This is a genomic window from Streptomyces sp. NBC_00659, from assembly GCF_036226925.1.
Classification (GTDB): Bacteria; Actinomycetota; Actinomycetes; order Streptomycetales; family Streptomycetaceae; genus Streptomyces.
On record NZ_CP109031.1, the window covers coordinates 4,328,236 to 4,351,301 of the forward strand.

Sequence of the window (23,066 nt, forward strand, 5' to 3'; positions counted from 1 at the left end):
CCCTGACATCAACGGCAGAGCACATCAGCGCACGGGTGTGTACGTGCGGTCATGCGGAACGCCGCTCACGGCCACAGATTGCTTGGCCACTCCCGTCTTCCTTCTGGGCTGCATACGCCGGTGCGACCATGGCCGTTCCTTGTCGCGCATTCGTGCAGTTAGCTGCGCCGAAGAAACGTAAATCGCGGAAGGATATTCCCTTTGTTTATATTCACTAGAATAGGGGGTGATTGTCGCGAACGTCGAGGATCATCTTGGAAAAATTCTCATGCCGAGAAGTGCTGAAGTGTGCAATGTAGTCATCATGCTTTTCGTGCGGGATGCCTAGGGCGAGGTCGCGAAGCACCTCGTCCGGAGCGCCTGAGTTTTCTAGTTCCTCGATAGTCCTTTCGATTCGCCATGTGTTGGTGTCGCCGATGCTTTGTAGCAGTTTCTTTGCGGCAAGTATTTTACCTGCGCCACGTAGGACTTGGAGAACCTGAGGGATTCGCTGTACTGGTCTATGCTTTCCGATTGAATGGAAAAGTTGCATGCTGTCTTTGGTTAGAATAGCTGAAATCAAGTGCTCTGATATCGATAGGATATTTTCAGGATGGAAGTATGTGCCTGTCAGTTCTAGATATCTTTCTACGTGATGGGTAAGCCCTGACCTGCGCAATCCGACGATAACAGCCGGGGATGCTGCTAGCCCGTGACGCTCTACGGTGAACTGCAGCAAGGAGTCGACTGTTTTCAGGTTGTCCGGATTCCTGTCGTCCCCGCCCCATGGGTTGTCTGTGGCTGCCAGATAAGGAAATTCGTCTTCTAGCTCTTTGAGAGTTTGGATGACGCCAGGAATGGAGTCTTCGGCGGCCTGCTTTAGGAAGTGGTCGATCTCCATCCCGGCTTCCATTACTTCTTGCAGTAGGCGCGGGAGCCATGTGCTGACTGGCCTCCGCTGTGCTCCTCTGATTAGGTTGACGAGATCGGCCATCTCTGCTTGCTCTAGCGGTTTGGTATCCCAATCAATTCCACTAAAATTCCCACTTTCTTTCTCTGGACTCCTTGTTGAGGCTTCGCTTTCGGTCTTGAAGGACGCGGATACCCTATCTCGCCAGACGTCGCGACTGATCTCTTGACTGGGCAGGGGCATATCGTTATCCATCGCGTGTTCTGCAAGTGCTTCAACTAGCGACAAGACTTGAGAAAGAGTGAGCGTGCTATTTCCAGAGAGCTTCTCCTGAATTGTCGAGCGCGCCATTTTTTGTTTTCTGCCTTGGCGGGAGATTAGGCGCTCAAGCACTCGATATGAAGGGCTGCCAGCCCGCACACGCAACTCTCGGAGCTGACTCGCTAGATCCACTAGGACTCCCCGTTGCCTCGCTGCCCGGCAGCGTCCGTAGCTGTCCGGCAACGTCCGCTGTCATCCGCTGTTGGCCATCAGAGCCTAGGTCAACTGGCCTTTCGCTGTCCGGGTGTTACCGGATCAGGCCGCATGGTCGTACATGTACGAGCGGACACGCTTCAATTTCGGTGTGAGAAAGCCCCGCACTGTCGGTGCAGACAGCGCGGGGCTCGTCCGAACGAGCCGCTTGGTGGCCTACCTCGGCGGCTCGTACAGATTGGAGAACCGGCAAGATGGAATCTCAAGGCCCTCGCGCTCGCGAGCTTAACGGCGACAGCCCTGACAACGTCAATGGCTGGCTGGCAGTGGTGACACCCGTTGCGGGACTGATCGCAGCGATTGCCGCCCTGATCACGGCGGTTCGCGGCTAGCGGCGTGTGTGCTGATATCAACGTCAGCGCACCCAGACACACAACACAGGCGTTGAACAAGAGCGGTCACCCAGTTCTTTCCGCCTGTAGGGCCGGGTGCACTCGCCTACGGATCAGAAGGTTGCAGGTCCGAATCCTGCCGAGTGCACACAGATCAGAGGCCCCCAGGATCATCCCGGGGGCCTTTGACATCGACGTCGTCGGGCGTCGCAGCGTCCTCAGAAGCCGGAGCAGGAAGCAACGGCTGACGGCCCTGCGGGCGAGCCGGAGAGCTGCGGGCCGCGAGCGGGCTACGCCTCGGCCAGGGCCCGCGACGTCTTTCCCTAAGTCGCTGTCCCGGACGACAGCTGGGCTCCATCATCCTGACGTGGCATCACTCCGGCGCAAGCGCGAGGCCCCTCGGGGCCGGTACACACCGAACCTCTGGCCCGTCTGGATCGTGGCGCCCGTGGCATTGATAGCCGCGGGTGCCCTCGGCTGGAGCATCTACCACTACGCCTACGACCACTTCGCGCAGGCGGCCGCCGACCAGAAGCCGCCCAAGCCGGTCAACATCAATGACGTCCTCAAAGCCACCGTTACCGCCCTGACTCTGGTCGGTGCTGTCCTCGCCGGTCTCTACGCCTACCGCAAACAGCTCCTCGCCGAGGGCGACGCACACCGGGCAGACGCAAGCCAACTCGCAGAGCGCTACACCACCGCCGCCGAACAGCTCGGCCACGACCAAGCCGCCGTCCGCCTCGCCGGCGTCTACGCCCTCGCCCGCCTCGCCGACGACTGGGCAGAGCAACGCCAGGTGTGCATCGACGTCCTGTGCGCCTACCTCCGCATGCCGTATGAACCTGACCCGACAGGCCCCGGCCACAAGGCCGGTGAGCGGGAAGTCCGGCAGACCATCATCCGCGTCATCCGCGACCACCTGCAGGAACCCGACGCCGCCACCACCTGGTGCATGCATGACTTCAATTTCACCGGCGCTGTCTTCGACGGGGGCAACTTCGCAACGAGCCACTTTCGAGGAGCGGTCTCCTTCTCCGGTGCGATATTCGGCGGCGGCACCCTCTCATTCCGCCGTGCGACGTTCAGCGGCGGCACCGTCACCTTCGACCGCGCGACGTTCAGCGGCGGCACAGTCGACTTCGACCAAGCGATGTTCAGCGGCGGCACCGTCGCCTTCGACCGCGCGACGTTCAGCGACGGCATCGTCACCTTCATCCAGGCAACGTTCAGCGGCAGCACCATCACCTTCGACCGCGCGACGTTCAGCAGCGGCATCGTCACCTTCATCCAGGCAACGTTCAGCGGCGGCACCATCACCTTCGACCGCGCGACGTTCAGCGGCGGCATCGTCACCTTCATCCAGGCAACGTTCAGCGGCGGCACCATCACCTTCAACCGCGGGACGTTCAGCGGCGGCACCGTCACCTTCAACCAGGCAACGTTCAGCGGCAGCACCATCACCTTCAACCGCGCGAGGTTCAGCGGCGGCACCATCACCTTCGACCGCGCGACGTTCAGCGACGGCACCGTCGACTTCACCCATGCGACTTTCAGCGGCGGCACCATCACCTTCGACCGCGCGACGTTCAGCGACGGCACCGTCGACTTCACCCATGCGACTTTCAGCGGCGGCACCATCACCTTCGACCACGCGACGTTCAGCGACGGCACCGTCGACTTCACCCATGCGACGTTCAGCGGCGGCACCGTCGACTTCACTGGTGCGACGCCCAGCGGCGGCACAGTCGACTTCACCCGTGCGACGTTCAGCGGCACCGTGTTTAGGTGGGGTTCTCTCCCTGTACCGGTGGGCGCCTAAACCTGACCAACCTCCGGCCAAAGCTAGGCTGAGGCGATGATGAGCGGCCATCGCCGCAGGTCATGCGGCTTTTACGTCCCGCTCCCCGACGGTCTTGAGCCCCGTCACCTCACGTCGCATTGCAGTCAGGTTGCGGGATGAGCCCCCGTTCACCGCGCGGACGTAAAGCCGCTGGTGCCACTCGTTGGCGTCCGGTCCGGCATCGGTGCTCAGCACCGGGTTCGGGCGCAGCTCCTTAAGTCCTTGGCTTGACGGCACTTTGTGACGGCAACACCGGCGCACGATGCCGTACCAGGAGAGCCAGTCACGCACCAGGCAGGCAGGCAGGCGCAATGATGCCCCTGACCACTGGATCACCCGGATGAACTCCTAAAGCGGGTGTCGCAGGTTCGAATCCTGCCGGGGGCACAAGGGAAAAGGCCCCGGACCGATCATGGTCCGGGGCCTTTGGCATCCAGTTCTGACATCAACGGGGACGGAACGGAGCGCATCCGGCGTGACAAAAGATGAGGCTCTCGACCGGTTGAGGCAACTGGCACGAGCTCAGGCATTCGGACGTCACGTCGGCTCGGACCGCCTCATCCAGGCCGGCCTCGACGCTCTTCTGGCCGACGTCGATGCCCCGTCGCTTGCCCTCCTCGCCGGCCTGGGCCGTCGTGAGGAGCATGAGGCACGGGAGCTCTTCGATCACGTCGTGGACGAGCTGGGGCTGGGATTCGAGGTGCCGGCGGACCCAACCGCTGCCAGGTGGGCCTTGGCTCACTGGTTGGCCGCTCAGATCGTCGACGGCTCCTTGGACCCGGCGACCGGCGCCGACCTCATATGGGTCGAAGCAGCGTCAGAACTCGGCTACCCCAACCGCCTGTAACCGATCGTCGACTGTGCCGTTCAGCTGAACGACTGGAACGCCAACTGGAGCACTCCGCTAGAGCAGCTCAAGGAAGAAGTCCTTGTCGCCGCCCGCGTGCTCGTTGAACGCGGAGGGCCTGAATCCGCTCTCTGAAAGCGGGGGCTGCTGCAGCGTTGGGTGACAGGGGTTGACCTGACCCACCTCTCAGGTTCCAGTTCCGCTGGCTAACTGGCGGCCTTCACGAAAGGCTGCCGGACGTGCCCCGCGCCTACCCCGCCGAGTTCCGCGCCCGTGCCATCGCGTTGGTGCGGCAGACCCGCTGATCACTGTGTCGGGGCCGGGCCGGGGTCTAGCGTTGACAGCGTGCGGGGCTGAGCTCGACGGTCGGGGCATGACGATCGATGGCATGGACGGCGAGCGCGATCGGGAATGGCGGGCGGCTCTGGGCGCCTGGCGGCCGCCGCATAAGGCAGGTGACTGGGCCAGTCCGGCGATGTGGCGGTTGCTGCAGCTGGCGGTGGACGAGCCGGTCTTGCGAGCCTTGTTTCCGTGGACGAGCATGAACGAGCTGCATGTATCGACGACGGGCGACTTCCGCGACTATCGCAGCGAGTCGTTTCCGGCCATCTCGGCGTCGGCCAGCGGCTTTGTGGTGATGGCGCATCCGTGGGGTCTTGAACACGTCGTGCTGGAGACCTCGGATCCTGTGGCAGCGCTGGCGTGCATGGTGCGCCTGATGGAGGACCGGCTGCCTGCTCCCTGAAATCAGCAGCTGACCCAACAGCGATGACCGAGCCCGGATCGTGGCGAACTCCAGCGGCCGACGTTGGGCCGCCTGCCCTGCGAATCGCAGGGGCCCGAACTCGCCGTGATCGACCTGCCAAAGATGAGGCCATAGGTCAAATCCTGTTCCCAACGCGGGGCGCCGTCCTCAACCTATGGACGGCGCCCCGCCGGCTTGCATCAGTCATCGAGACTCCACCGACCTTGTTGCCCCTGTCCGGGAGGAACTCATGGCAGAACCGATCCCCTGCGCGAGCTTCCCCAACTTCAGCGGCACCAGCCTGGAGGACAGTTACGTCCTGGAGATCCGGGCAACACCAGGCCGACTGAACATCACGACCTGGACCGGCCGGGGCAGCATCAGGCCGGCAGTGGATGCGAGCGGCGAGCAGGACTGGGGCGGGATCGATGCGCTGCGACAGCTCGGGGCCGTCTACCAGCTCGAAGGCGACTGGGGAACGATCGAGGTCGTGTCTCAGGAGCCGATCGTGCGGATCATCGACAGTTGATCAGCGGTACAGCAGAGAAGTACAGCAACGGTGGTGACCGCAGGCGATCGTCCCGAGCGTTGCCACCCCGCAATCAGGTCGGGGCCCCGGTTCGATCACGGTCCGGGCCTTTGACATCCACGATTGACCTCGACGAGCACGGTCACTGCGACTGAGGACCTCCATTGATCGCCTTTCGTTGTTCGCTCGCCTGATGGGCGCGAGGCCGTGTAGGCAGGTGTCATGTCACGCACAACGCGGGGGCTGATCGCCCTCGCCGGGATCGCATTGATACTTGGGCTCGCAGGCGCAGCGGGCCGCTGGTGGGTGGGCGAGTCCTGGGCCACCGTGATCACCATGTGCTGCTTCTCGGTGTTGATCCTTCTGGGCGCGGCGGGAACGCGGCGAGTGCGGCGGAAGCAGTAGCGACTCCCACCGGGAACCGTCTTCAGAGATGCGCGGCGATGGCTTCCGCCATGGCTGCCGGGACGCCGAGGCGAGCACGCGGGGGCGGGGCGTCGGTGGGTGTACCCGGTGCGGGTGTGGTGGTCGGCGGCGACTCCAGGTGGATACCGGCCGCGCGATCCCGGCCGCGCGTCCGAGCTGGGCCAGACGGATGAGCCTGGTAACCATCTCGTCGCGCCCTTCCTCGTCCCTGCGGGTCGCCTGGAGGAAGGGTTCGGCCACCTGGTCGACGAACAGGACGATGGAGATGGGGCGTTCGTCCTCGGGACCCCCCGATGTCCGAGGTGACTCGCCCATGGAGACTCCACCGACTACTGCGGGACCCTGTCGTGATGGCCACGGCCAGTACCCCGTTGCTCCCTGTGAAGATTCCTTGCCCGACGGGTCATCTTGATCGCGACCCAGGCGAACCCGATCATGGAAATCGCCCGAGACGCAACGTCCCACCACCCGACGGTTGCCCCGGTCACTGTTTCCGCGATGCGTCCCATGTTGACCAGAACGCCTCCGTACAACACGAGACACAGCAACGCAGTCGTCCACCAGCGCTTCGGCCAGTTGGGCATACCCCTCCTCCTGATCACCCTCACTCACCCGTGCCCGGACTGCCATGCCCGCTGCGTGCCCGACCGCGCGGAGGCCATCGGGGAACAGCGGTTCGGCGCCCCGGAGCGCAGTCGGCGACCTAGTTCTGCGGTGCCAGGGTGCGTACGACGTCGAACTCGTTGCCCTCCGGGTCCGCCATGACCACCCAGTTCCGGTCCGGGCCTTGGTCCACGTCCGCCTTGGTGGCACCGAGGCCGAGCAATCTGGTCACCTCTTCCTCGGTGCTGCCGTCGATCGGGCTGACGTCGAGATGAAGCCGGTTCTTCACGACCTTGCCCTCGGGTACCTGGATGAACAGCAGGGTGGGCGGCATCTGGCGGGCCCGAACGTCCTCGGCGGTCGGCACCCAGGAGCCGATCTCCACCTTGCCCTGGCTCCGGTCGATCACCTTGAAGTCCAGGACCTCGCACCAGAACGCCGCGAGCCTCTCCGGGTCTTGGCAGTCGACGACCAACTCGGTGAACCTGCTTGTCATGCCTCTCCCCAATGGTTCGGACGGGCTCAGGGTATGCCGCCCGTCCGGCAGACCCGAGATCATTGGCAACTTTGGGGCCTGTCCGCAACCGCCGGCGACGATCCGGTCAGGTCGGGAGACGTCAGCGATGCCGCACCCAATCCTCACGGTCGTTGAAGGACTTGGAGCTCCGTTGAGTATTCCGAACCATCGGATCCTTTCACCTGGCACACGAATTCCCGCACGGCAACAGGCCGTTGCTCCTTCCTCAAATCGTGCTCAGGGAACTGTTCATTTTCTTCGGGCGGCTTCGGTCGGCTCATAGTGTTCGGGGATCCGGCCGACGGGCCGTGGTCGTCAATTGGGGGGCGCGTGGGCAGCGGCAGCGGCAGCGGCAGCGGCAAGGATCGGCGTGGGGGGCCGGGGCGCGCGTGGTCCCTTGGCTGGGTGTTGGTTCCGGGGCTGCTTCTGACGGGGTGTACGGCGGATCCTGAGCCGGGGGGCCGTCCCGTCGGTTCCTCGTCCCCCGACGGACATCGCACGGCGCGGCAGGCGGAGACGAAGCTCGCGGCAGAGGTCCAGTCGGCGCTCGATGCCGTTCCCGCCCAGGGGGCGATGGTCGAGTCGGGGGTGGAACGCGTGACCGAGGGCATCCACACGCGGCCCACTCTGGACGCCGGGGCCGGCTACAAGCTCACCGTCTTGTGCGTCGGCAAGGGCGAGGCGGAGATCGTGTTCAGTCCGGCCGGAACGGGCTCGGGGCGGATGGTCCCCTGTGACCGGTCCCTCGTCTTCGAGCGGCTCACCGGCCGGAGCGGGCTCGCTCTTGACGTCCGGGGCAGGCCGGACGCGGCGGGGATGGTCGCCTGGCGGATCGAGAAGGTGTGAACGAACCCCGGGGCCTGTCCCGGCACCGGGGTTCGTCGCACATTTCTTGGGGACGCGCGGACATGCGTCCCCGGGGTGGAGCGGGGCGGGATCGGCGTTCCTTTTCTCTCCTCTACGCGGCACCGCTGATGCCGGGGGCGATGTAGCGCCGGTGGAGCGGGTTGATGGAGGTATCGGGGGCGCCGGTCATGCCGGCCTTCTGGATCGCGGGGGCGAGGCGTTCGGCGAAGAAGGCCTCGAACGCCTCCTGGGACTCCCAGACGTCGGTGACGTGCAGCCCCTGCGCGTCGAACCAGGCCACGTGCATCTGACCGCCGGCCCCCGGGACCTCCTCCCACTGCACCGCGTCCCGCACGGTGTCGTACTGCTCCGGCGTGACTTCCGCCCAGTGCATCGACATCACGATTGCCATGTCCGGCCCCTTGCTGCTCGTAGTGGTGACGCCGTTCTCGGACCGGCAAACATCCGCTCGCCACCGCTCACATCTCCACGGCGGCCAAAGGCGTTCCCCTGCCGGTACCGATCATCGGGATCGTTCCACCCGCCGAGCCGCGCCGGACAGAGCGCGCGGAGGCACACCGGCGCCTGCGGAGAGCCTCGTACGCTCGCCTCGGGGACTCCGCTCCCAGGGCGACGACGACACGGTCGCCGCCCCTTCCACGGAGGCCTCCCCCGAGTCGGACCGGGCGCCCGCCGCCCGCCGTCCGCCGCCCGCTCAGTTCTGGTAGACCCGGTCGGTGCCCGGACCGCCGGAAAGGGTGTCCGTGCCGGAGCCTCCGTGGATGAGGTCGTTGCCGCTGTTGCCATAGATCCTGTCGTTGCCGACGCCGCCCTCGAGGCGGTCGTTGCCGCGGCCGCCCTCGATGTGGTCGGCGCCCGCGTTGCCGTAGACGATGTCGTTGCCGTCGTCGCCGAACAGGCTGTTGTCGTAGTCCCGGTAGCTGCCGTCGGCCTCGCTCACCCCGCCGCTCAGCACGTCGTTGCCCGCACCGCCGTGGCAGGTGTAGCCGCAGGAGCCGAGGACGTCGTTGCCCGCGCCGCCGAAGGCGCCCTCGCCGTAGACGCCGCCGCCCCCGTACAGGTGGTCGTTGCCGTCCTGGCCGTAGAGGACGTCGCTGCCGTGGCCGGTCAGGGAGTCATTGCCGGACCCGCCGTAGATGCGGGAGTAGCCGCTGTTGTCGGGGTCGACCGTCGCGGTGTCGTTGCCGTCCCCCAGGTTGACGATCAGGGTGTCGAGGTCGGAACCCGAGGTGTTCGGCTCGGTGACCGTGCAGACCGCCTGGGTGGTGTCGCCCGATGCGGGACGGACACAGCCGGCGCCGAGGGAGATCTTCACGCTGTCGTCGAACGTGTAGATGAAGTCGGCGAGTTGGGAGTCAGGGTCGGTCGCGCCGAGCGCCCAGGAGATCTTCAGGTGGTTCGTCTGGCCGGCGGCCGCCGTGTAGAAGAGCTTCTGGCCGGTGGAGGCGGCGGTGGCGCTCGTGGTGGTCGCGGCGCTCGCAGGGGCCACGACCGCTGCGGAGACGGCGGCCGTGGCGGCGGCCAGCACCAGCACTTTCGGAAGGACGGAATGACGGCGACTGAACATGCTTCCCCCTCGGTGGGATTCCGCGGCTCGGCGGGCCTGACGGCGCTGCCGTTCCGCGTTCCGGGCGCCCGGAACGTACGTGTCCGGACATCCCGTTCGACATCACCGGGGGATGGGTGGTTGTGACCCCTGTCGTACAACTTTCTTTGATTCAGGGATAGTTCACCTCCGATTGCTGCGCTTTTGGTGCGGACAGCCCCGGGCGTTCGCCCTCCCGGGGCACTGCGCGGCGGCGGAGCCACGAGGGGGCCAGGGTCAGCGTCACGGCGATCGAGGCGGCGGCCATCACCGTCATCGCCGTGGCGGGCGAGGCGAGTTGGGCCATCCCGCCCGCCAGCGTCGCGCTCACGCCCTGCATCGTGAGCATGCCCGCCGTGTGGAGCCCGAGAGCGTGGCCGCTGAGTTCGTCGGGGATCAGGGCCACCAGGCGTTCCTGCTGGATCAGGCTCGACCCGAAGCCGATCGAGGCGACGGCGACGAGGACGGCGGCGACCCCCACGCCCGGACGCAGGACGAAGAACAGGTACGGCGTCGCCAGGAGCAGCAGGAACGGGATGCCCAGGCGGGCACGGACCCGGGGCGGCAGCAGACGTCCCGTCGTCACGTCCCCGGCGAACATGCCGAGGGCCGCGAAGGCGAACAACGCGCCGGCCCGGCTCGGCGCGTACGAGACGTACAGCGATTCGCAGCCGACGACCAGGCCGTTCGGCACCCAGAGCAGGAGATAGAGGGTGCGGCGCTCCGGTGAGGAGAAGAGGCGGGCGTTGGTCTTCCAGGTCCGGGCGATGGACGGGCGGCCCAGGGCTCGGGGCGCCCGGGGTGTCAGGCCGAGCAGGGCGGTCAGGGCGGCCGCCAGGTACAGCCCGGCCGCCAGGAGGAGCGTGACGCGCGGGGACAGCAGGGCCACGAGGACGCCACCGGTCGCGAATCCGGTGATCTGGGCGATCCCGCTCATCATGTTGAACACCGAACGCCCCAGCAGATAGCCCTCCTTGGCGAGGATCTCCGTCAGCAGGCCCCACAGGACCCCGCCGCCGAACGACTGGATCAGGCCGAGGAGCAGGAGGAGGGCGAAGATCGTCCAGATCGGCAGCCCGGGGATCGCCATCGCCGCCGTGCCGAGTCCGAAGAGGAGCGCGATGCCCGCCACGGTCGCGCGCGGCGGCAGCCGGTCGGCGGCCGAGAGCATGGTGGCCGCGCCGACCATCTGGGCGAGCGAGGGCCCGAACATGCTCAGCGCGGTGAGCAACGGCGAGTCGGTGGCCCGGTACACCAGGGTGCCGAGAGCCAGACCGCTCACCGTCGAGGCGGCGGTCCGAAAGCAGGAGGACAGGAAGAGCGGGGTGAACTCCCGCGTGCGGAAGAGCTCGGAGTAGCTGCGCATCCGCGGAGTCTGCGGGGTCGTACGCACGGTCGATATTGTTTCGCGCGCACGCGAAAGGTTCAGGGAGAGCGCACGCGAAAGGCCGGGCCGAGGCGGACGCGAAGGCTGAGGCTCACGCGAAAGGCCGGGCCGAGAACGGGGGCCCGGCACGTGAGGGCCCGGGAGACAGGGGGCGGGCATGGGCTGGTGGCAGGTGAACGCGGACACCCTCGCCGGGAGCCGTTTCGTGCTGTCGCCGCTCGCCGAGACGTTCGCGTGTCTGAAGCTGCTGCACGCGGAAACCGCCACGCACCCCGGTGAACGCGCCTGGCTGAACGCCCATCTGCCGGCGTACCGCGGGCGGCTGGCCGCCGACCCCGTCACCGCGCTGCTCGTGCGCTGCGGGCTGGGGCAGGCGTGGATCGCCGACTTCCTCACCCCGACCCCGTACGGCGACGAGACCTTCGAGACCGAGGTCGCCCGGGTGCGGGAGGTCTCGCCCCGGGACGCCCGCGGCCATCTCGTCCGCTCGGTGGGCGGCCCGCTGCCCGCGGCTCTCGCGGACCGTGACGATCTGCCCGAGCGGGCCGCCGCGCTGCTCACCGCCGTCTGGGAGGAGTCCGTACGCCCCGACTGGGAACGGCGGCGGCGCGTCCTGGAGGCCGATGTGGTGGCCCGGACCGCGCGGTTGGGCCAGGGCGGCTGGGCGGCGGCGCTGAACGGGCTGCGGCCCGGGACACGCTGGCTCGGCGGCAACCGGCTCCAGGTCAACCTCCACGAGTACCCGCCGCGCGAGATCTCCGGCGCCCGGCTCGTCTTCGTCCCCGTCACGCCGAAGGCCGGATGGGTGTCCTGGGAGGGGTTCAGCCGCTACGCCGTGGTCTACCCGTGCGCGGGGGCGCTGGCCGACGTACGGGCCGCGGTGGTGCCGGAGAGTCTGGGGGCGCTGCTCGGGACGGCCCGGGCCGGTGTCCTGGTCCGTCTCGACTCGCCCCTGTCCACCAGTCAGCTGGTCGCCGTGACCGGGCAGGGACTGGGGTCGGTCGGCCGTCATCTGCGGGTCCTGCTGGACGCGCGGCTCGTGGAGCGGCGCCGGGCGGGACGGTCGGTGCTGTACTCGCGCACGGCAGCCGGTGAGGTGCTCGTCACAGCGCAGCGCCAGGGCACGGGCCGCGGACCGGAATCGCCGGACGGGCGCCGGGAGCGGACCGGCGGGGCCGGCGGGACCGACACCGACCGGAGTTAGCATCCGCTTATGACTACTGACAACACCGGTTCCTCTGTGCTCGCCGTCGAGATCGGGGCCCTCCAGGGGGGTTCCGCCGACCTGTCCCAGTACGCGGGCAAGGCCGTCCTCATCGTGAACGTGGCCTCCAAGTGCGGTCTCACCCCGCAGTACGCCGGCCTTGAGAAGCTCCACGAGCGCTACGCCGGCCAGGGCTTCACCGTCCTCGGCGTGCCCTGCAACCAGTTCCTCGGCCAGGAGCCCGGCAGCTCCGAGGAGATCGCCGAGTTCTGCTCCGCGACCTACGGCGTGACCTTCCCGATGACCGAGAAGGTCGAGGTGAACGGGGACGCGCGGCACGGGCTGTACGAGCGTCTGGTGGGCACCGCCGACGCCGAGGGGCACTCCGGCGACATCCGCTGGAACTTCGAGAAGTTCCTGATCGGGCGGGACGGCACGGTCGTCGGCCGCTTCTCGCCGCAGACCGAGCCGGAGTCGGCCGAGCTGGTCTCCGCCGTGGAGAAGGCCATCGGCTGACTTTCGCGGCTCCGCCGTTGACCTTGCCCCTGGGGCAAGGGGGAGCGTCCCTGTCACCGGGCGGAAGGCGCCCGGTGACGGAGGATGACAGGGTGGACAAGGACCTGCTCACCATCGGCGCGTTCGCCTCGCGGGCGCGGCTCTCGGCGAAGGCCCTTCGGCTGTACGACCGGCTGGGGCTGCTGACCCCGGCGTACGTCGACGAGGTCAGCGGCTACCGGTACTACCGGGCCGAGCAGACCGAACGGGCCCGGCTCGTCGCGCTGCTGCGCCAGCTCGACATGCCGCTGGCGCGGATCGCGGACGTGGTGGAGGCGCCCGGCACGGAAGCGGCCTCGCTGCTCGCCGCGTACTGGGACGGTGCCGAGGCCCGCTTCGCCTCGCAGCGGGCGCTCGCCGACTACCTCCGTGGACGTCTTTCCGGGAGGAGTTCCGAGATGTACGAGAAGTTCGTCGTCCAGACCGCCGAGGTGCCCGAGCAGGTCGTGCTGACCGAGAAACGGCACGTCCTGGCGCCCGAGCTGCCGGTGTGGATCCCCGCCTCGCTGGGCCGGCTGGAGGAGGGCGCCGGGGAGGCCGGGGGCATCACGGGGCCGCCGTTCGTCGTCTATCACGCCGAGGTCGGCGTGGAGAGCGACGGTCCGGCGGAGACGTGCGTGCCGGTGACCGACGAGGCCGCGGCACGGGTCTGGGCCGAGCGGCAGGGCCGGGCCACCGGGGCCGGTGTCCGGGTCGAGCCGGCCCGGCGCGTCGCCTTCGTCCGCATCACCAAGGCCCAGGTCGCCCACCCGCAGATCCTGGCCGCGTTCGAGGCGGTCGAGAGCTGGGTCACCGAACGGGGGCTGTCCGTCGACGGCCCGTGCCGGGAGATCTACTTCGCCGACTGGGACGCGGCGGGGCCGGAGGACCCGGTGTGCGACGTGGCGTTCCCGGTGAGGTGACCTGAAGGGACCGCGTCGAGGTGGGCGTGGCGCGGCCGCCACGCCCCGCACGTTCGTGTGATGCCACGCCCATCTCGCCCGGTGCAGCGCCCACCTTCGTGTGACATTGCGGGCACCGCACCCGGGAGGCGTGTACGAGTGGGTGTTTCGGTGGTCTCGTCCCCTCTCGGGAGTTCGCTGTGCCTTCTGTCGCTTCCTCGGTCCATGTTCTCGTCCCGGTGCCGAAGGGCGGGGCATCCACGGAAGTGGCGGAGCACCGGCTCTCGTGGGAGGGCTACGGGTACACCGCGCGGGTCGCCCGGCACGGCCCCCCCGTCACGGAGCCGCTGCTCGTGCTCGGCGGGTCGGACCAGACGCGGTACTCGTGGATGCGGCACGAGCGGTGGCTCGGGGAACTCGGGACCGTCGTCACCGTGGATCTGCCCGGGTTCGGGGACGCGGACTTCCTGCCCGTCGAGCACGGGATCGACTTCCTGGCCGAGTGCGCGGGCCACATGCTGCGCCGGCTCGGTCTCGGCCCGGTCAACCTGTTCGCGGGGTGCTACGGCGCGGCGGTCGGGCTCCGGCTCGCCCAGCGGTATCCGGAACTGCTGCGCCGGGTCGCCGTGCAGGGGATGTCGGACCATATTCCGGACTGGTTCGCCGAGGCGCTCGTGGGCTGGGTCCGGCTTCTGGAACAGGGACGCGTCGAGGAGACCGCCGAGGAGTTCGTACGGTGCTTCGTACCGCCGCCCGGCGACCGCACCGTACGCAAGCACGCCGCGCTGACCCGGCTCATGTACCAGCAGTTCGCGGCGCAGACGCCGCGCGACGTCACCGTGACGGTCGAGCGGAACCGGAGGCTGCTGGCCCACGAGTGGTACCGGCGAGCGCCTGTCCCCGCGGTCCCGTATCTCGTGTTCACCGGCGAGCACGACACCCTGACCACGCCCGGCATGGTCCGCTCGGTGGCGGCAGACCTGCCGGGCGCGTGGTTCACCACGATCGCGGAGTGCGGCCATCTGGCCCATCTCCAGCGGCCCCAGGACCTCTGCGATCTGCTCGTCCGCTTCTTCCGCGACGGACGGCCGCAGGACGCGGGCCTGTCCTACTGCGGGCCCTTCGAGCGGTATTAGTGCCCCGACAGGCAATCTGCCGGGGCACCAGGACCTGCTGCAATGTTCGCGCGACGGGGCGAACGTTGCCTGCCGGGGCGCCGGAGCCGTCGCGGAGGGGTCAGCGCAGCTCCTCCGGGCACGGTGTCCCCCGGGGGAGCTGGTACGGCGCCGCGACCCGGTAGGTGCCCGGCTTCGGGGCGAGCAGCTCCGTCCAGATGTCGCCCGCCGCGGTCTCCTCCGTCGGCGTCAGGCAGCCGTTGAGGTTCTCGTACGTCTTCGGGGCGTCGTCCGTGCGGCGCTTCGACGCCTTCGTCTCCTGGGGCGCCTTCAGGCTCTTGCCGTCCTCGTCCACGATGCTCAGCCACGGCGAGTACGGGATGCGGATGAGGATGCGGCCCGCCTGCTTCACCTCGATGGTCATCTCGCCCTGCTCGGCCAGGTCGACCACGGCGTGCGGCTCGGCGAGCGGGGTGGGGTCGGTGACGGTGAAGAGCTGCCAGTTGGCGTCGCCCCAGATCTGCCGCAGATACGGCATGCCCCGCTGGACGAGCTCGCGTTCGCGCTGGCCGCCGTCGCCGTCCGGTTCGCCCTTGGGCAGCACGACGTAGTGGATCGCCCAGCGCTGGAGCCACTCGTGGTAGTTCGCGGAGTTGAGCGTGTCGTCGTAGAAGAGCGGGTTGCGCTCCATGTCGGCCTGACGGTTCCAGCCGCGGGCGAGGTTCACGTAAGGGGCGAGGGCGGAGGCCTCCCGGTGCGAGCGGGCGGGGACCACCTCGACGCGGCCCTTCTCGGCATCCACGAGCTGGAGCTGGTTGACGAGCGGAGCCAGCTCGCGCGCCCAGGACGCCGCCGGGGTCGTGTGCACGATGTCGTCGACCGTCTTGAAGCCGATCCAGCCGGTGAACACGGCGAGGGCGATGACGGTGGCGTACCACTTCCGTGACTTCGGCACGTTGAAGGGCAGCGCGGCGACCAGGGCGACTCCCGCGAACAGCATCGCCAGGCGCGTGATGTTCGAGCCGATCTGGGAGCTGATCAGCCAGACGAGGAGCACGGCGAGGCCGTACACCGCCGCCGTGATCCGTACCGTCGTCCACTCCTTGGGCACCACGTAGTAGACGGCGGCGGCGGACGCGAACGGCAGGATGACCGAGAAGAACGTCATCGGCTGCGTGCCCGAGAAGGGGAACAGCAGAGCCGAGAGCCCGACCACGACCGTCGGGGCGATACCGAGCGCGTAGGCGCCGGGCCGGCGCCTCTGGAGGAACATGGCCGCGGCCAGCAGGCCCACGAACAGTCCGGCGACCGGTGAGGCGGCCGTCGCGAGCGCGGCCAGCGGCGCCGCGCACAGGGCCTTCGCCCAGCGTTTGTAGCGCCAGCGGTGGGGCCAGCAGAAGACGACGGCGACCGCGCCGAGCGCGAACGCCGTGCCGAGGCCGTACGTCACCCGGCCGGAGATCGCGTTGCAGACCAACGCGAAGATGCCCGCGAGCGAGGTGGCGATCGGGTTCCGGACGGCGCGGCTGCGCACGAGAATCAGCGTCAGCAGACCGGCCGAGACCGTCCCGGCGATCATCATCGTCGTCCGGACGCCGAGCACCGACATCAGATACGGCGACACCACGCTGTAGGAGACCGGGTGCATTCCGCCGTACCAGGCGAGGTTGTACGCCGAGTCCGGGTGCCGACCGACGAACTCCGCCCACGCGTCCTGCGCCGCGAGGTCACCACCACTGTTCGCGAACGTGAAGAACCACACGATGTGGAGCACGCCGGCGAAGGCGGTGAGGAGAAGGACGGGGTAACGCCGGAGAAGGCCGAGCGGCGCGGCTCCGGCTGTCGCGGCGGTCGCGGCGGTCGCGGCCGACTCTGTCCCGCCTGCTTCCCCGGGCTCCCCGGCGGCGCCACCGCCCGGGTGCACGACTGCGCCCGCGCTCGCGCCCGGGTCCGCGATTGTGTCTGCGCTCGCGCCCGAGTCCGCGACTGTGCCCGGGTCCGCGATTGTGTCTGTGCCTGTGCCTGTGTCCGCGACTACGTCACGGACCGCCTCGCGCGTGCCGGCGCGCAGCGGTATTCGCGGGCCCGTTCCCTGGCCCCCATCGGCGTCGTCGGTGTGTGTCGGCTCCGCTGTCGCCACTGCAAGGTTCTCCCCGTGTCCCGTTGGTCCGTTCTGGGCCGGGACCCGCGGCTCGCGAGCAGCCCCGATTAGCGCGACGCTAGCACGCACTCCGCCGGACAGCCCCCGAGTGGGGCGCCGTCCGGCGGAGTGCGGGTGCGCGTGCCGCTCCCAGCCGTACGTCACCGATGCGTGTGCGCGTACGTCACCGGTGCGTGTGCCCGCTCAGCCGACCCGGGTCACCTTCGCGCCGAAGCCGGGCTCGGCCAGGTCCGACTGGAGCGCGACGGGGATCCGTACGGCCTCGCTGGAACCGTCGCCGACCCTCAGCTCGCCGACGACCGTGCCGGCCTTGCCGGTGTGCGGGACGGCCGACTCGCCCTGGCCGATGCTCAGCTTGGTCTTCAGACCGGGCCAGCCGATCGCGGTCATGTTCTTGGTGGCGACGACCGGGGTACGGCCGCCGAGCTGGTCGTCCACGTAGCCGACGACCTGGCCCTTCTTCACCACCGTGGCGGTGACCAGGCTCTTCTGGACCTTGTCGATCAGCTTCTGGCTGTTGGTGATCGCCAGCTGGAGGCTGTCCCAGACCTTGCCGGTGCCGGCGTCCTGGTTCATGACCGCGCCGTAGATCGTCTGCGTCTTGCCGTCCACCACCTTGGTCGCGGCCCACACCAGGTTGCCGCCCGCGGGCGTCGACGAGCCGGTCTTCAGACCGATCACGCCGACCTGCTTGACCAGCAGATCGTTGTTGTTGTAGATCGTGTTGGCCAGCCCCGGGATGTCCGCCTTGGCCATCCCGACGATGCTGCGGAACACGTCGTTCTTCATGACCTGCTTGGCCAGCTTGATCTGGTCGGTGGCCGTGCTGACCGTCGTCTTCTGCAGACCGCTCGGGTCCGTGTACGTCGTGTTCGTCATGCCGAGGTTCTTGGCCGCGGCGTTCATCTTGGTGACGAAGCTCTTGCTGTCGGAGTCCCAGCGGGCCAGCAGCCGCGCCACGTTGTTGCCCGAGGGGATCATCAGCATCTGGAGCATCTGACGCTCGGTGAACTGCTGCCCCTTGGACAGCGCCGCGGTCGACTCGTCCGGCAGCTTCGACTCGTCCTCGGCCTGCTGGTCGACGGTGATCTTCTCGCCGTCCTCGTTCCCCTTCAGCGGGTGCTCCTGAAGGATCACGTACGCCGTCATGATCTTGGCGACGCTCGCCGTGGGGGCAGGGGCCTGCTTGCCGTCGGTACCGAGGCTGCCCACGCCGTCCACCTCGATCGCGGACTGGCCCTGCCCGGGCCAGGGCAGGTCGAGGGTGCCGCCGCCGAAGGTGTACGTGCTGTCGGCGCTGAGCGTGAGAGCCGCGGCCGGCAGCGGGCGGAAGGCCTGCGCGACTGCAAAGATCACCGCGAGCAACAGAACCAGCGGCGTCCAGATCTTGACCCGCCGTACGAGGGTGCGGACCGGGGTCTGCGGCGGCGGCGGAGTGTTCGTCAGCTCGGCGAGCAGGTCCAGCGGGGGCTTCGGCGGAAGCGGGAGCTGGGTGGTGCGCTCGGGGCCGACCTGCGGAATGGCCGCGGTGGCCGCCGCGGGCTTGTCGACGAACTTGGGCGCGGGGGCGGGGGCGGGGGCAGGCGCGGACGCGGTCCGCTCGGACTTCGCGGCCCACTGGGGCTTCGCGGTCCGCTCAGGCTTCGCGGAGGGCTCGGGCTTCGCGGAGGGCTCGGGCTTCGTGGAAGGCTCGGGCGTCGGCTTCGAGCGCGCCGGAGGGGCGAAGTCGTCGAGCCGGTTGAGGGGGACGAACTTGCTGGTGCGTACCGGGGCGCCGGCGGGCTTGGCGCCGGGCCCGTCGGTGGGCTGCTCAGCGGGCTTGTCGGCGGACTTGTCGGCGGGGGCGTCCGTCGGTCCGGCGGCGGGCTTCCCGTCGGCCGGCTTCCGGGTGGCGCCGCCCAGCTTGAGCATGGTGGTGGGCTGGTCCACGGCCGGGCGCCGCGGGGTCTTGAAGACGGCGGTGGGCTGATCGACGGGGGACTCGGGGGCGTCCTCGCCGGCCTCCGTGTCCGAGATCTCGTCCGGCGCGGCGTCCGAGGGCTCGTCGGACACCGTGTCCGAGGGCTCGTCGGAGGAGTCGCTGTCGCCGTCGAGCCCGTCCTCGGGCGTGTCCGAGGGCTCGTCCTCGGGTTCGGCGTCGCTGCCGCTCCCGGGCTGGTCCTTGGAGGCGGACGCGGGCTCGTCGTCGTCCGCCTGGTCCGCCTGGTCCGCGGAAGTCTCGTCGGAGGCGGCTTCCGGCTCCTGGCCTGACTCGGACTTCTTGTCGGACTCGGGCTTCTTGTCGGTGTCGATATCGATGTCGAGGTCAGGGACGAGGTCGGCGGCGGGTTCGGCAGCCTCCTCGTCCGTGCCGGACGCCACGTCGGACGCCTCGGACGCGCTCGCGGCCGTCGCGGAGTCCACGGGCTCGCCCGGCTCCTCGGTGTCGGTGTCGGTGTCGTCACCCTCGACGGCGTCGGCCGACTCCGTGCGGCCCGTGTCCGCGCCGTCCGTGTCCGCGTCGCTCTCGCCGGCGCCGGCGTCGGCGTCAGCGGCTTCGGCGTCAGCGGCTTCGGCGTCGTTCACGGCGTCGTCGCCACCCGAGGGGCCGTCATGGTCCGTGGGCTCGTCGCCACCGCCGGAGCCGGCCCCCGCCCCGGTCGTGTCCGCCGGAGCGGGCTCGTCCGGTCCGGCGACCCACGCGGCCACCGCCGCGCGCAGCCGGGTGTCACCCCCGGCGTTCTTGCCCCCGGCCTCGCCCTCGCCGCCCGCGGACTCGGAGACGCGCTCCGGCTCCGCCGTACGGGAGGCGTCCGCTGTGCGGGCCGTCTCGGCCGAGAGCGCCTTCGTGGAGAACACCGCCGTCGCCTGATCCACCCGTACCGTGGCGGCCCTCTCGCGGGCCATCGCCATCCGGGGGTCGGCCGGAGCCGAGCTCTGGGTCGACGTCGACGCCGGCGCGCCCGACCGCGCCGGACTCGGAACCGACGCCGGGGTCACCGGCGTCGCTTCTGCCGACGACGCCGACGACTCGTGCTGCTTCGACCTGTCGGGGGACTCGCCCGCCACCGATGCCTCCTCCATGCGGCGCACGCCCTCCGCGCGCCGAAAACGAACCGTCAAACCCTTGAACCGCCGCCCGGACACCGCTGCCCGAACCATGTACCAGTGTCCTGTGCGAGGGCTCGACTCTTGCGGTAGACGAGAACGACATACCTGCCGGTTCCCTCATATTCCGGTCACGCGCTCTCGACAGACCAATGTGAGAGGGGTCACCCTGTCATTCATCCACGCGGGGAGGCATGGATGGGCAAGAGCCGCAGAACAATTCCGGAAGAGCTTCTGCTGCTGGCGTTGGACCCGACCACGGGTACCACCGCGCAGCCGCAGTCGCTCGACCTCGGTCTGGCCGGAGCGCAGCTAGTGGAGCTGGCGCTGGCCGGACGGATAGCCCCAGACGGGGATCGTATCGCCGTGGTGGTGCCACGGCCGACCGGAGATCCAACACTGGACTGTGCGTTGGAACTCCTTCGGCGGCGCGGGGCACCCGTACGCGCGGTCAACTGGATCGGCGGACCCCGCCTGGGGCTCCGCCAGACCTACCTCTCGCATCTGGAGAGGTGCGGCATGGTCCATGCCGTGGCCGGCCAGATGTGCGGGGTGCTTCCGACGACTCGCTACCAAGCGACGGACACGGATATCAGCCGGGAGATCCGAACCCGGCTGGACAACGCGATCCGCACCGGCGTACCGCCGGACCCGCGGACCGCGGCGCTCGCCGCGCTGGCCCACGCGGTCGGTCTCGGCAAGCACCTGTATCCGGGGAACGAGGGACGTTCGTCCCGCTCCCGGCTGCGGGACCTGATCAGGCACGACCCCATGGGCGGCCTCGTGGCGCACGCCGTGATGGACGTTCAGAGCGGTGTGGCGGCACAGCCGCGCCGCAACCCGGCACCGGCAGGCCGCCCGGCCACCGCCGGCGTCAGGTCCGCACCGGAATCCGCACGCGGTGTTCCGATGCAACCGCGCCACGGTTCGATGGCGCGCGCCGTGGCGCACTGAGCCGCGGGCCCACACGGCCCGTGTCACGCACCGTCGGCAGTACCCGCGCCACGCAGCACCCGCACCGCCAGTACAGCCAGCACCGCCGCAAGACACCAGCGCCGCACCGCAGTCCCCATGAACCGGTTCGGGAGCCGCAGGCTCGCGCGGGGTGGCTGAGACCGTACGTCCGGACGACGACACGGCCCCAGCCACCCCGCGCGACCGCATCCGAGGAGCATCCCGTCCCGAGGGGGCCGGGCGCACCCGGGCGGCAGGCCGGGCATGACCTCGCGTCGGCGGCGATCTTCCGTATGTTTCAGGGGAGTTCGCGGGGTCCGCGCCGACGGCGACGGCGGCTGCCGCGGTCACGACGGAGACCGCAGGTGATGACGACAACCGCGGTGACGACGACGTACGGCCGGGTATACACGCCGAATCTGCGAACTTGCGCCCACCAGGCGCATATACGCCGTTTCCCAGCGGTAGAAAGCACCTTGGTGGCAATCTGCTCAACAGCAGATACGCAAAGTACAGGCCCGCAGCCGGAGGTGCACGTCCCGTGGCGTCAAGTGTCAATCCCACCGTCCGGCGGCGCCGGCTGGGCCAGGAGCTTCGGCGGCTCCGCGAACTCAAGGGCATGACGGCCGAAGAGGTCGCCGAGCGCCTGCTGGTGTCACAGTCGAAGATCAGCCGGCTGGAGAACGGCCGGCGCAGTATCAGCCAGCGCGACGTACGCGATCTGTGCGGGGTCTACGAGGTCGAGGACCACCGGATCGTCGACTCGCTGATGCAGATGGCCAAGGACTCGCGCCAGCAGGGCTGGTGGCATTCCTTCGGCGACATCCCGTACAGCGTCTACATCGGTCTGGAGACCGACGCCGCGAGCCTGCGCGTGTACGACCCCCAGGTCGTCCCGGGCCTGTTGCAGACCCGGCAGTACGCCGAGGCGCTGATCGCGGGGGCGCTGCCGGAGACCGCGCCCGTCGACATCGACAAGCGCGTCCAGGTGCGGATGAAACGGCAGGAACGAATCTCCGCCCCCGACAACCCGCTGCGCCTGTGGACCGTCCTCGACGAGTCCGCCCTGCGCCGCGCCGTCGGCAACCGCTCGCTGATGCGCGAGCAGCTCGAATACCTCGTCGAGCAGTCCCAGCTTCCGCACGTCACCGTGCAGGTGATCCCCTTCGACATGGGCGCGCACCCGGGCCTCAACGGCCAGTACGCGATCCTGGAGTTCCCCGACGCCGCCGACTCCAGCGTCGTCTACATCGAGGGCGTGACCAGCGACCTGTACCTGGAGAAGGCGAACGACGTCCAGAAGTACAGCGTGATGTACGAACACCTGCGGGCCCAGGCCCTGAACGTGGAGCAGTCCCGCCAGTTCATCGCGGACATCGCGAAGGAGTACGCGCGCTGATCGGCACGGGGGTGGCCTCGAAGGGCGCCCCCGCCGATGAGCGGCCGGACCCTACACTGTCGCCGCCCCAACGGGGAAGACCCCCATGGAATATGCCATCCAGTCGAGTGAATAGTCGCTTCGCCAGCCGATGTTGGCGAGTAGCGTCGATCACGCCATCGAGCAACAAACGTTGGCGCAATCCGGACCGCGGGTCTCCTGACGGATCCACGGTCCGGTGGCAATGCGCCAATGGCTTCGTGGCGGCAACTCATCGACGAACGACAGCTTTCTGGAGCGATCATGGCAATTCAGCAGGGCGCCCTCGACACCTGGACCAAGTCTTCCTACTCCACCGGCAACGGCGCCTGCGTCGAGGTCAAGTCCCCTGTCCTCTCGGCGATGGCCGTCCGGGACTCCAAGGTTCCCGCCGGCCCCACGCTCGCCTTTCCCGCGGATGCCTGGAACGCCTTCGTCACCGAGGTGAGCCGCGGAGCGTCCAGCCTCGTCTGACCCACATGGACGGGACAACTTCATACGCTCCACCGACAGAGCCCTCTCGACCGGCCCGCCGTCCTGGCCGAGGGGGCTCGGCCCCTTTTTCCGGGGCTCGGTTCGCCTCCGGGGCGC

Annotated in this window: 20 protein-coding genes and 1 tRNA gene; 14 read left to right on the forward strand and 7 right to left on the reverse strand. The window is 68.7% G+C overall.

What is annotated here, in order from left to right; all coding sequences use genetic code 11:
• Positions 1-214: 214 nt before the first annotated feature.
• Complete coding sequence (locus tag OG410_RS18675) at positions 215-1,240, reverse strand: hypothetical protein (RefSeq protein ID WP_329300228.1); 1,026 nt, start codon at positions 1,238-1,240, stop codon at positions 215-217.
• Between the two features lie 954 nt (positions 1,241-2,194).
• Between OG410_RS18675 and OG410_RS18680 the strand changes: the two genes are divergently transcribed.
• The 6 genes from OG410_RS18680 to OG410_RS18705 all read left to right on the forward strand — a co-directional run bounded on the left by OG410_RS18680 (position 2,195) and on the right by OG410_RS18705 (position 6,121).
• Positions 2,195-3,574 carry a pentapeptide repeat-containing protein gene (locus OG410_RS18680; protein ID WP_329300229.1) on the forward strand — a complete coding sequence of 460 codons (1,380 nt, stop codon included), beginning with the start codon at positions 2,195-2,197 and terminating at the stop codon, positions 3,572-3,574.
• 337 nt (positions 3,575-3,911) lie between these two features.
• Positions 3,912-3,982, forward strand: a tRNA-OTHER gene (locus OG410_RS18685).
• Between the two features lie 88 nt (positions 3,983-4,070).
• Positions 4,071-4,442 carry a hypothetical protein gene (locus tag OG410_RS18690; RefSeq protein ID WP_329300230.1) on the forward strand — a complete coding sequence of 124 codons (372 nt, stop codon included), beginning with the start codon at positions 4,071-4,073 and terminating at the stop codon, positions 4,440-4,442.
• Positions 4,443-4,815: 373 nt separating this feature from the next.
• Positions 4,816-5,187 (forward strand): DUF6193 family natural product biosynthesis protein, encoded by a 372-nt coding sequence (locus tag OG410_RS18695; RefSeq protein ID WP_329300231.1) that lies wholly within the window; start codon positions 4,816-4,818, stop codon positions 5,185-5,187.
• Between the two features lie 250 nt (positions 5,188-5,437).
• A complete protein-coding gene (locus tag OG410_RS18700; protein ID WP_329300232.1) occupies positions 5,438-5,716 on the forward strand; it encodes a hypothetical protein in 279 nt (92 codons plus the stop codon).
• A gap of 222 nt (positions 5,717-5,938) precedes the next feature.
• Positions 5,939-6,121, forward strand: coding sequence for a hypothetical protein (locus tag OG410_RS18705; RefSeq protein WP_329304483.1), 183 nt, complete (start codon positions 5,939-5,941; stop codon positions 6,119-6,121).
• 724 nt (positions 6,122-6,845) lie between these two features.
• On the opposite strand, the gene OG410_RS18715 is transcribed toward OG410_RS18705, so the two are convergent.
• Positions 6,846-7,241 carry a VOC family protein gene (locus OG410_RS18715; protein WP_329300233.1) on the reverse strand — a complete coding sequence of 132 codons (396 nt, stop codon included), beginning with the start codon at positions 7,239-7,241 and terminating at the stop codon, positions 6,846-6,848.
• Between the two features lie 618 nt (positions 7,242-7,859).
• On the opposite strand from OG410_RS18715, the gene OG410_RS18720 reads away from it, so the two are divergent.
• Complete coding sequence (locus tag OG410_RS18720) at positions 7,860-8,108, forward strand: hypothetical protein (protein ID WP_329300234.1); 249 nt, start codon at positions 7,860-7,862, stop codon at positions 8,106-8,108.
• Between the two features lie 112 nt (positions 8,109-8,220).
• On the opposite strand, the gene OG410_RS18725 is transcribed toward OG410_RS18720, so the two are convergent.
• The 3 genes from OG410_RS18725 to OG410_RS18735 all read right to left on the reverse strand — a co-directional run bounded on the left by OG410_RS18725 (position 8,221) and on the right by OG410_RS18735 (position 11,080).
• Positions 8,221-8,520: a hypothetical protein gene (locus tag OG410_RS18725; RefSeq protein WP_329300235.1), complete on the reverse strand. Its 300-nt coding sequence runs from the start codon at positions 8,518-8,520 to the stop codon at positions 8,221-8,223.
• A 303-nt stretch (positions 8,521-8,823) separates the two neighbouring features.
• Complete coding sequence (locus OG410_RS18730) at positions 8,824-9,696, reverse strand: calcium-binding protein (RefSeq protein ID WP_329300236.1); 873 nt, start codon at positions 9,694-9,696, stop codon at positions 8,824-8,826.
• 151 nt (positions 9,697-9,847) lie between these two features.
• Positions 9,848-11,080: an MFS transporter gene (locus tag OG410_RS18735; RefSeq protein WP_329304163.1), complete on the reverse strand. Its 1,233-nt coding sequence runs from the start codon at positions 11,078-11,080 to the stop codon at positions 9,848-9,850.
• A 178-nt stretch (positions 11,081-11,258) separates the two neighbouring features.
• Between OG410_RS18735 and OG410_RS18740 the strand changes: the two genes are divergently transcribed.
• The 4 genes from OG410_RS18740 (at position 11,259) to OG410_RS18755 (ending at position 14,877) form a co-directional block, all read left to right on the forward strand.
• Positions 11,259-12,305: an ArsR/SmtB family transcription factor gene (locus tag OG410_RS18740; protein ID WP_329300237.1), complete on the forward strand. Its 1,047-nt coding sequence runs from the start codon at positions 11,259-11,261 to the stop codon at positions 12,303-12,305.
• Positions 12,306-12,314: 9 nt separating this feature from the next.
• Positions 12,315-12,821: a glutathione peroxidase gene (locus OG410_RS18745; protein ID WP_326787201.1), complete on the forward strand. Its 507-nt coding sequence runs from the start codon at positions 12,315-12,317 to the stop codon at positions 12,819-12,821.
• 74 nt (positions 12,822-12,895) lie between these two features.
• Positions 12,896-13,762 carry a MerR family transcriptional regulator gene (locus OG410_RS18750; RefSeq protein WP_329300238.1) on the forward strand — a complete coding sequence of 289 codons (867 nt, stop codon included), beginning with the start codon at positions 12,896-12,898 and terminating at the stop codon, positions 13,760-13,762.
• A gap of 179 nt (positions 13,763-13,941) precedes the next feature.
• Positions 13,942-14,877 carry an alpha/beta fold hydrolase gene (locus OG410_RS18755; protein WP_329300240.1) on the forward strand — a complete coding sequence of 312 codons (936 nt, stop codon included), beginning with the start codon at positions 13,942-13,944 and terminating at the stop codon, positions 14,875-14,877.
• Positions 14,878-14,977: 100 nt separating this feature from the next.
• Here the strand turns inward: OG410_RS18755 and OG410_RS18760 are convergent, their stop codons facing one another.
• Together OG410_RS18760 and OG410_RS18765 are read right to left on the reverse strand one after the other, a co-directional pair.
• The gene (locus OG410_RS18760) at positions 14,978-16,996 is read right to left on the reverse strand and encodes an MFS transporter (RefSeq protein WP_329300241.1); all 2,019 of its coding nucleotides are present in this window, start codon (positions 16,994-16,996) and stop codon (positions 14,978-14,980) included.
• 204 nt (positions 16,997-17,200) lie between these two features.
• Complete coding sequence (locus OG410_RS18765; protein ID WP_329300242.1) at positions 17,201-20,080, reverse strand: D-alanyl-D-alanine carboxypeptidase; 2,880 nt, start codon at positions 20,078-20,080, stop codon at positions 17,201-17,203.
• A gap of 222 nt (positions 20,081-20,302) precedes the next feature.
• Between OG410_RS18765 and OG410_RS18770 the strand changes: the two genes are divergently transcribed.
• The 3 genes from OG410_RS18770 (at position 20,303) to OG410_RS18780 (ending at position 22,949) form a co-directional block, all read left to right on the forward strand.
• Positions 20,303-21,058, forward strand: coding sequence for a GOLPH3/VPS74 family protein (locus tag OG410_RS18770; RefSeq protein ID WP_329300244.1), 756 nt, complete (start codon positions 20,303-20,305; stop codon positions 21,056-21,058).
• 541 nt (positions 21,059-21,599) lie between these two features.
• The gene (locus OG410_RS18775) at positions 21,600-22,457 is read left to right on the forward strand and encodes a helix-turn-helix domain-containing protein (RefSeq protein ID WP_328451424.1); all 858 of its coding nucleotides are present in this window, start codon (positions 21,600-21,602) and stop codon (positions 22,455-22,457) included.
• 282 nt (positions 22,458-22,739) lie between these two features.
• Positions 22,740-22,949: a DUF397 domain-containing protein gene (locus OG410_RS18780; protein WP_329300245.1), complete on the forward strand. Its 210-nt coding sequence runs from the start codon at positions 22,740-22,742 to the stop codon at positions 22,947-22,949.
• The last annotated feature ends 117 nt before the right edge of the window (positions 22,950-23,066 follow it).

Bases quoted from the DNA above. Each gene is read 5' to 3' on its own strand.
- OG410_RS18675 (WP_329300228.1), bottom strand. From the start codon at position 1,240: ATGGCGCGCTCGACAATTCAGGAGAAGCTCTCTGGAAATAGCACGCTC.
- OG410_RS18695 (WP_329300231.1), top strand. From the start codon at position 4,816: ATGACGATCGATGGCATGGACGGCGAGCGCGATCGGGAATGGCGGGCG.
- OG410_RS18700 (WP_329300232.1), top strand. From the start codon at position 5,438: ATGGCAGAACCGATCCCCTGCGCGAGCTTCCCCAACTTCAGCGGCACC.
- OG410_RS18705 (WP_329304483.1), top strand. From the start codon at position 5,939: ATGTCACGCACAACGCGGGGGCTGATCGCCCTCGCCGGGATCGCATTG.
- OG410_RS18715 (WP_329300233.1), bottom strand. From the start codon at position 7,241: ATGACAAGCAGGTTCACCGAGTTGGTCGTCGACTGCCAAGACCCGGAG.
- OG410_RS18725 (WP_329300235.1), bottom strand. From the start codon at position 8,520: ATGGCAATCGTGATGTCGATGCACTGGGCGGAAGTCACGCCGGAGCAG.
- OG410_RS18730 (WP_329300236.1), bottom strand. From the start codon at position 9,696: ATGTTCAGTCGCCGTCATTCCGTCCTTCCGAAAGTGCTGGTGCTGGCC.
- OG410_RS18735 (WP_329304163.1), bottom strand. From the start codon at position 11,080: ATGCGCAGCTACTCCGAGCTCTTCCGCACGCGGGAGTTCACCCCGCTC.
- OG410_RS18740 (WP_329300237.1), top strand. From the start codon at position 11,259: ATGGGCTGGTGGCAGGTGAACGCGGACACCCTCGCCGGGAGCCGTTTC.
- OG410_RS18745 (WP_326787201.1), top strand. From the start codon at position 12,315: ATGACTACTGACAACACCGGTTCCTCTGTGCTCGCCGTCGAGATCGGG.
- OG410_RS18765 (WP_329300242.1), bottom strand. From the start codon at position 20,080: ATGGAGGAGGCATCGGTGGCGGGCGAGTCCCCCGACAGGTCGAAGCAG.
- OG410_RS18770 (WP_329300244.1), top strand. From the start codon at position 20,303: ATGGGCAAGAGCCGCAGAACAATTCCGGAAGAGCTTCTGCTGCTGGCG.
- OG410_RS18780 (WP_329300245.1), top strand. From the start codon at position 22,740: ATGGCAATTCAGCAGGGCGCCCTCGACACCTGGACCAAGTCTTCCTAC.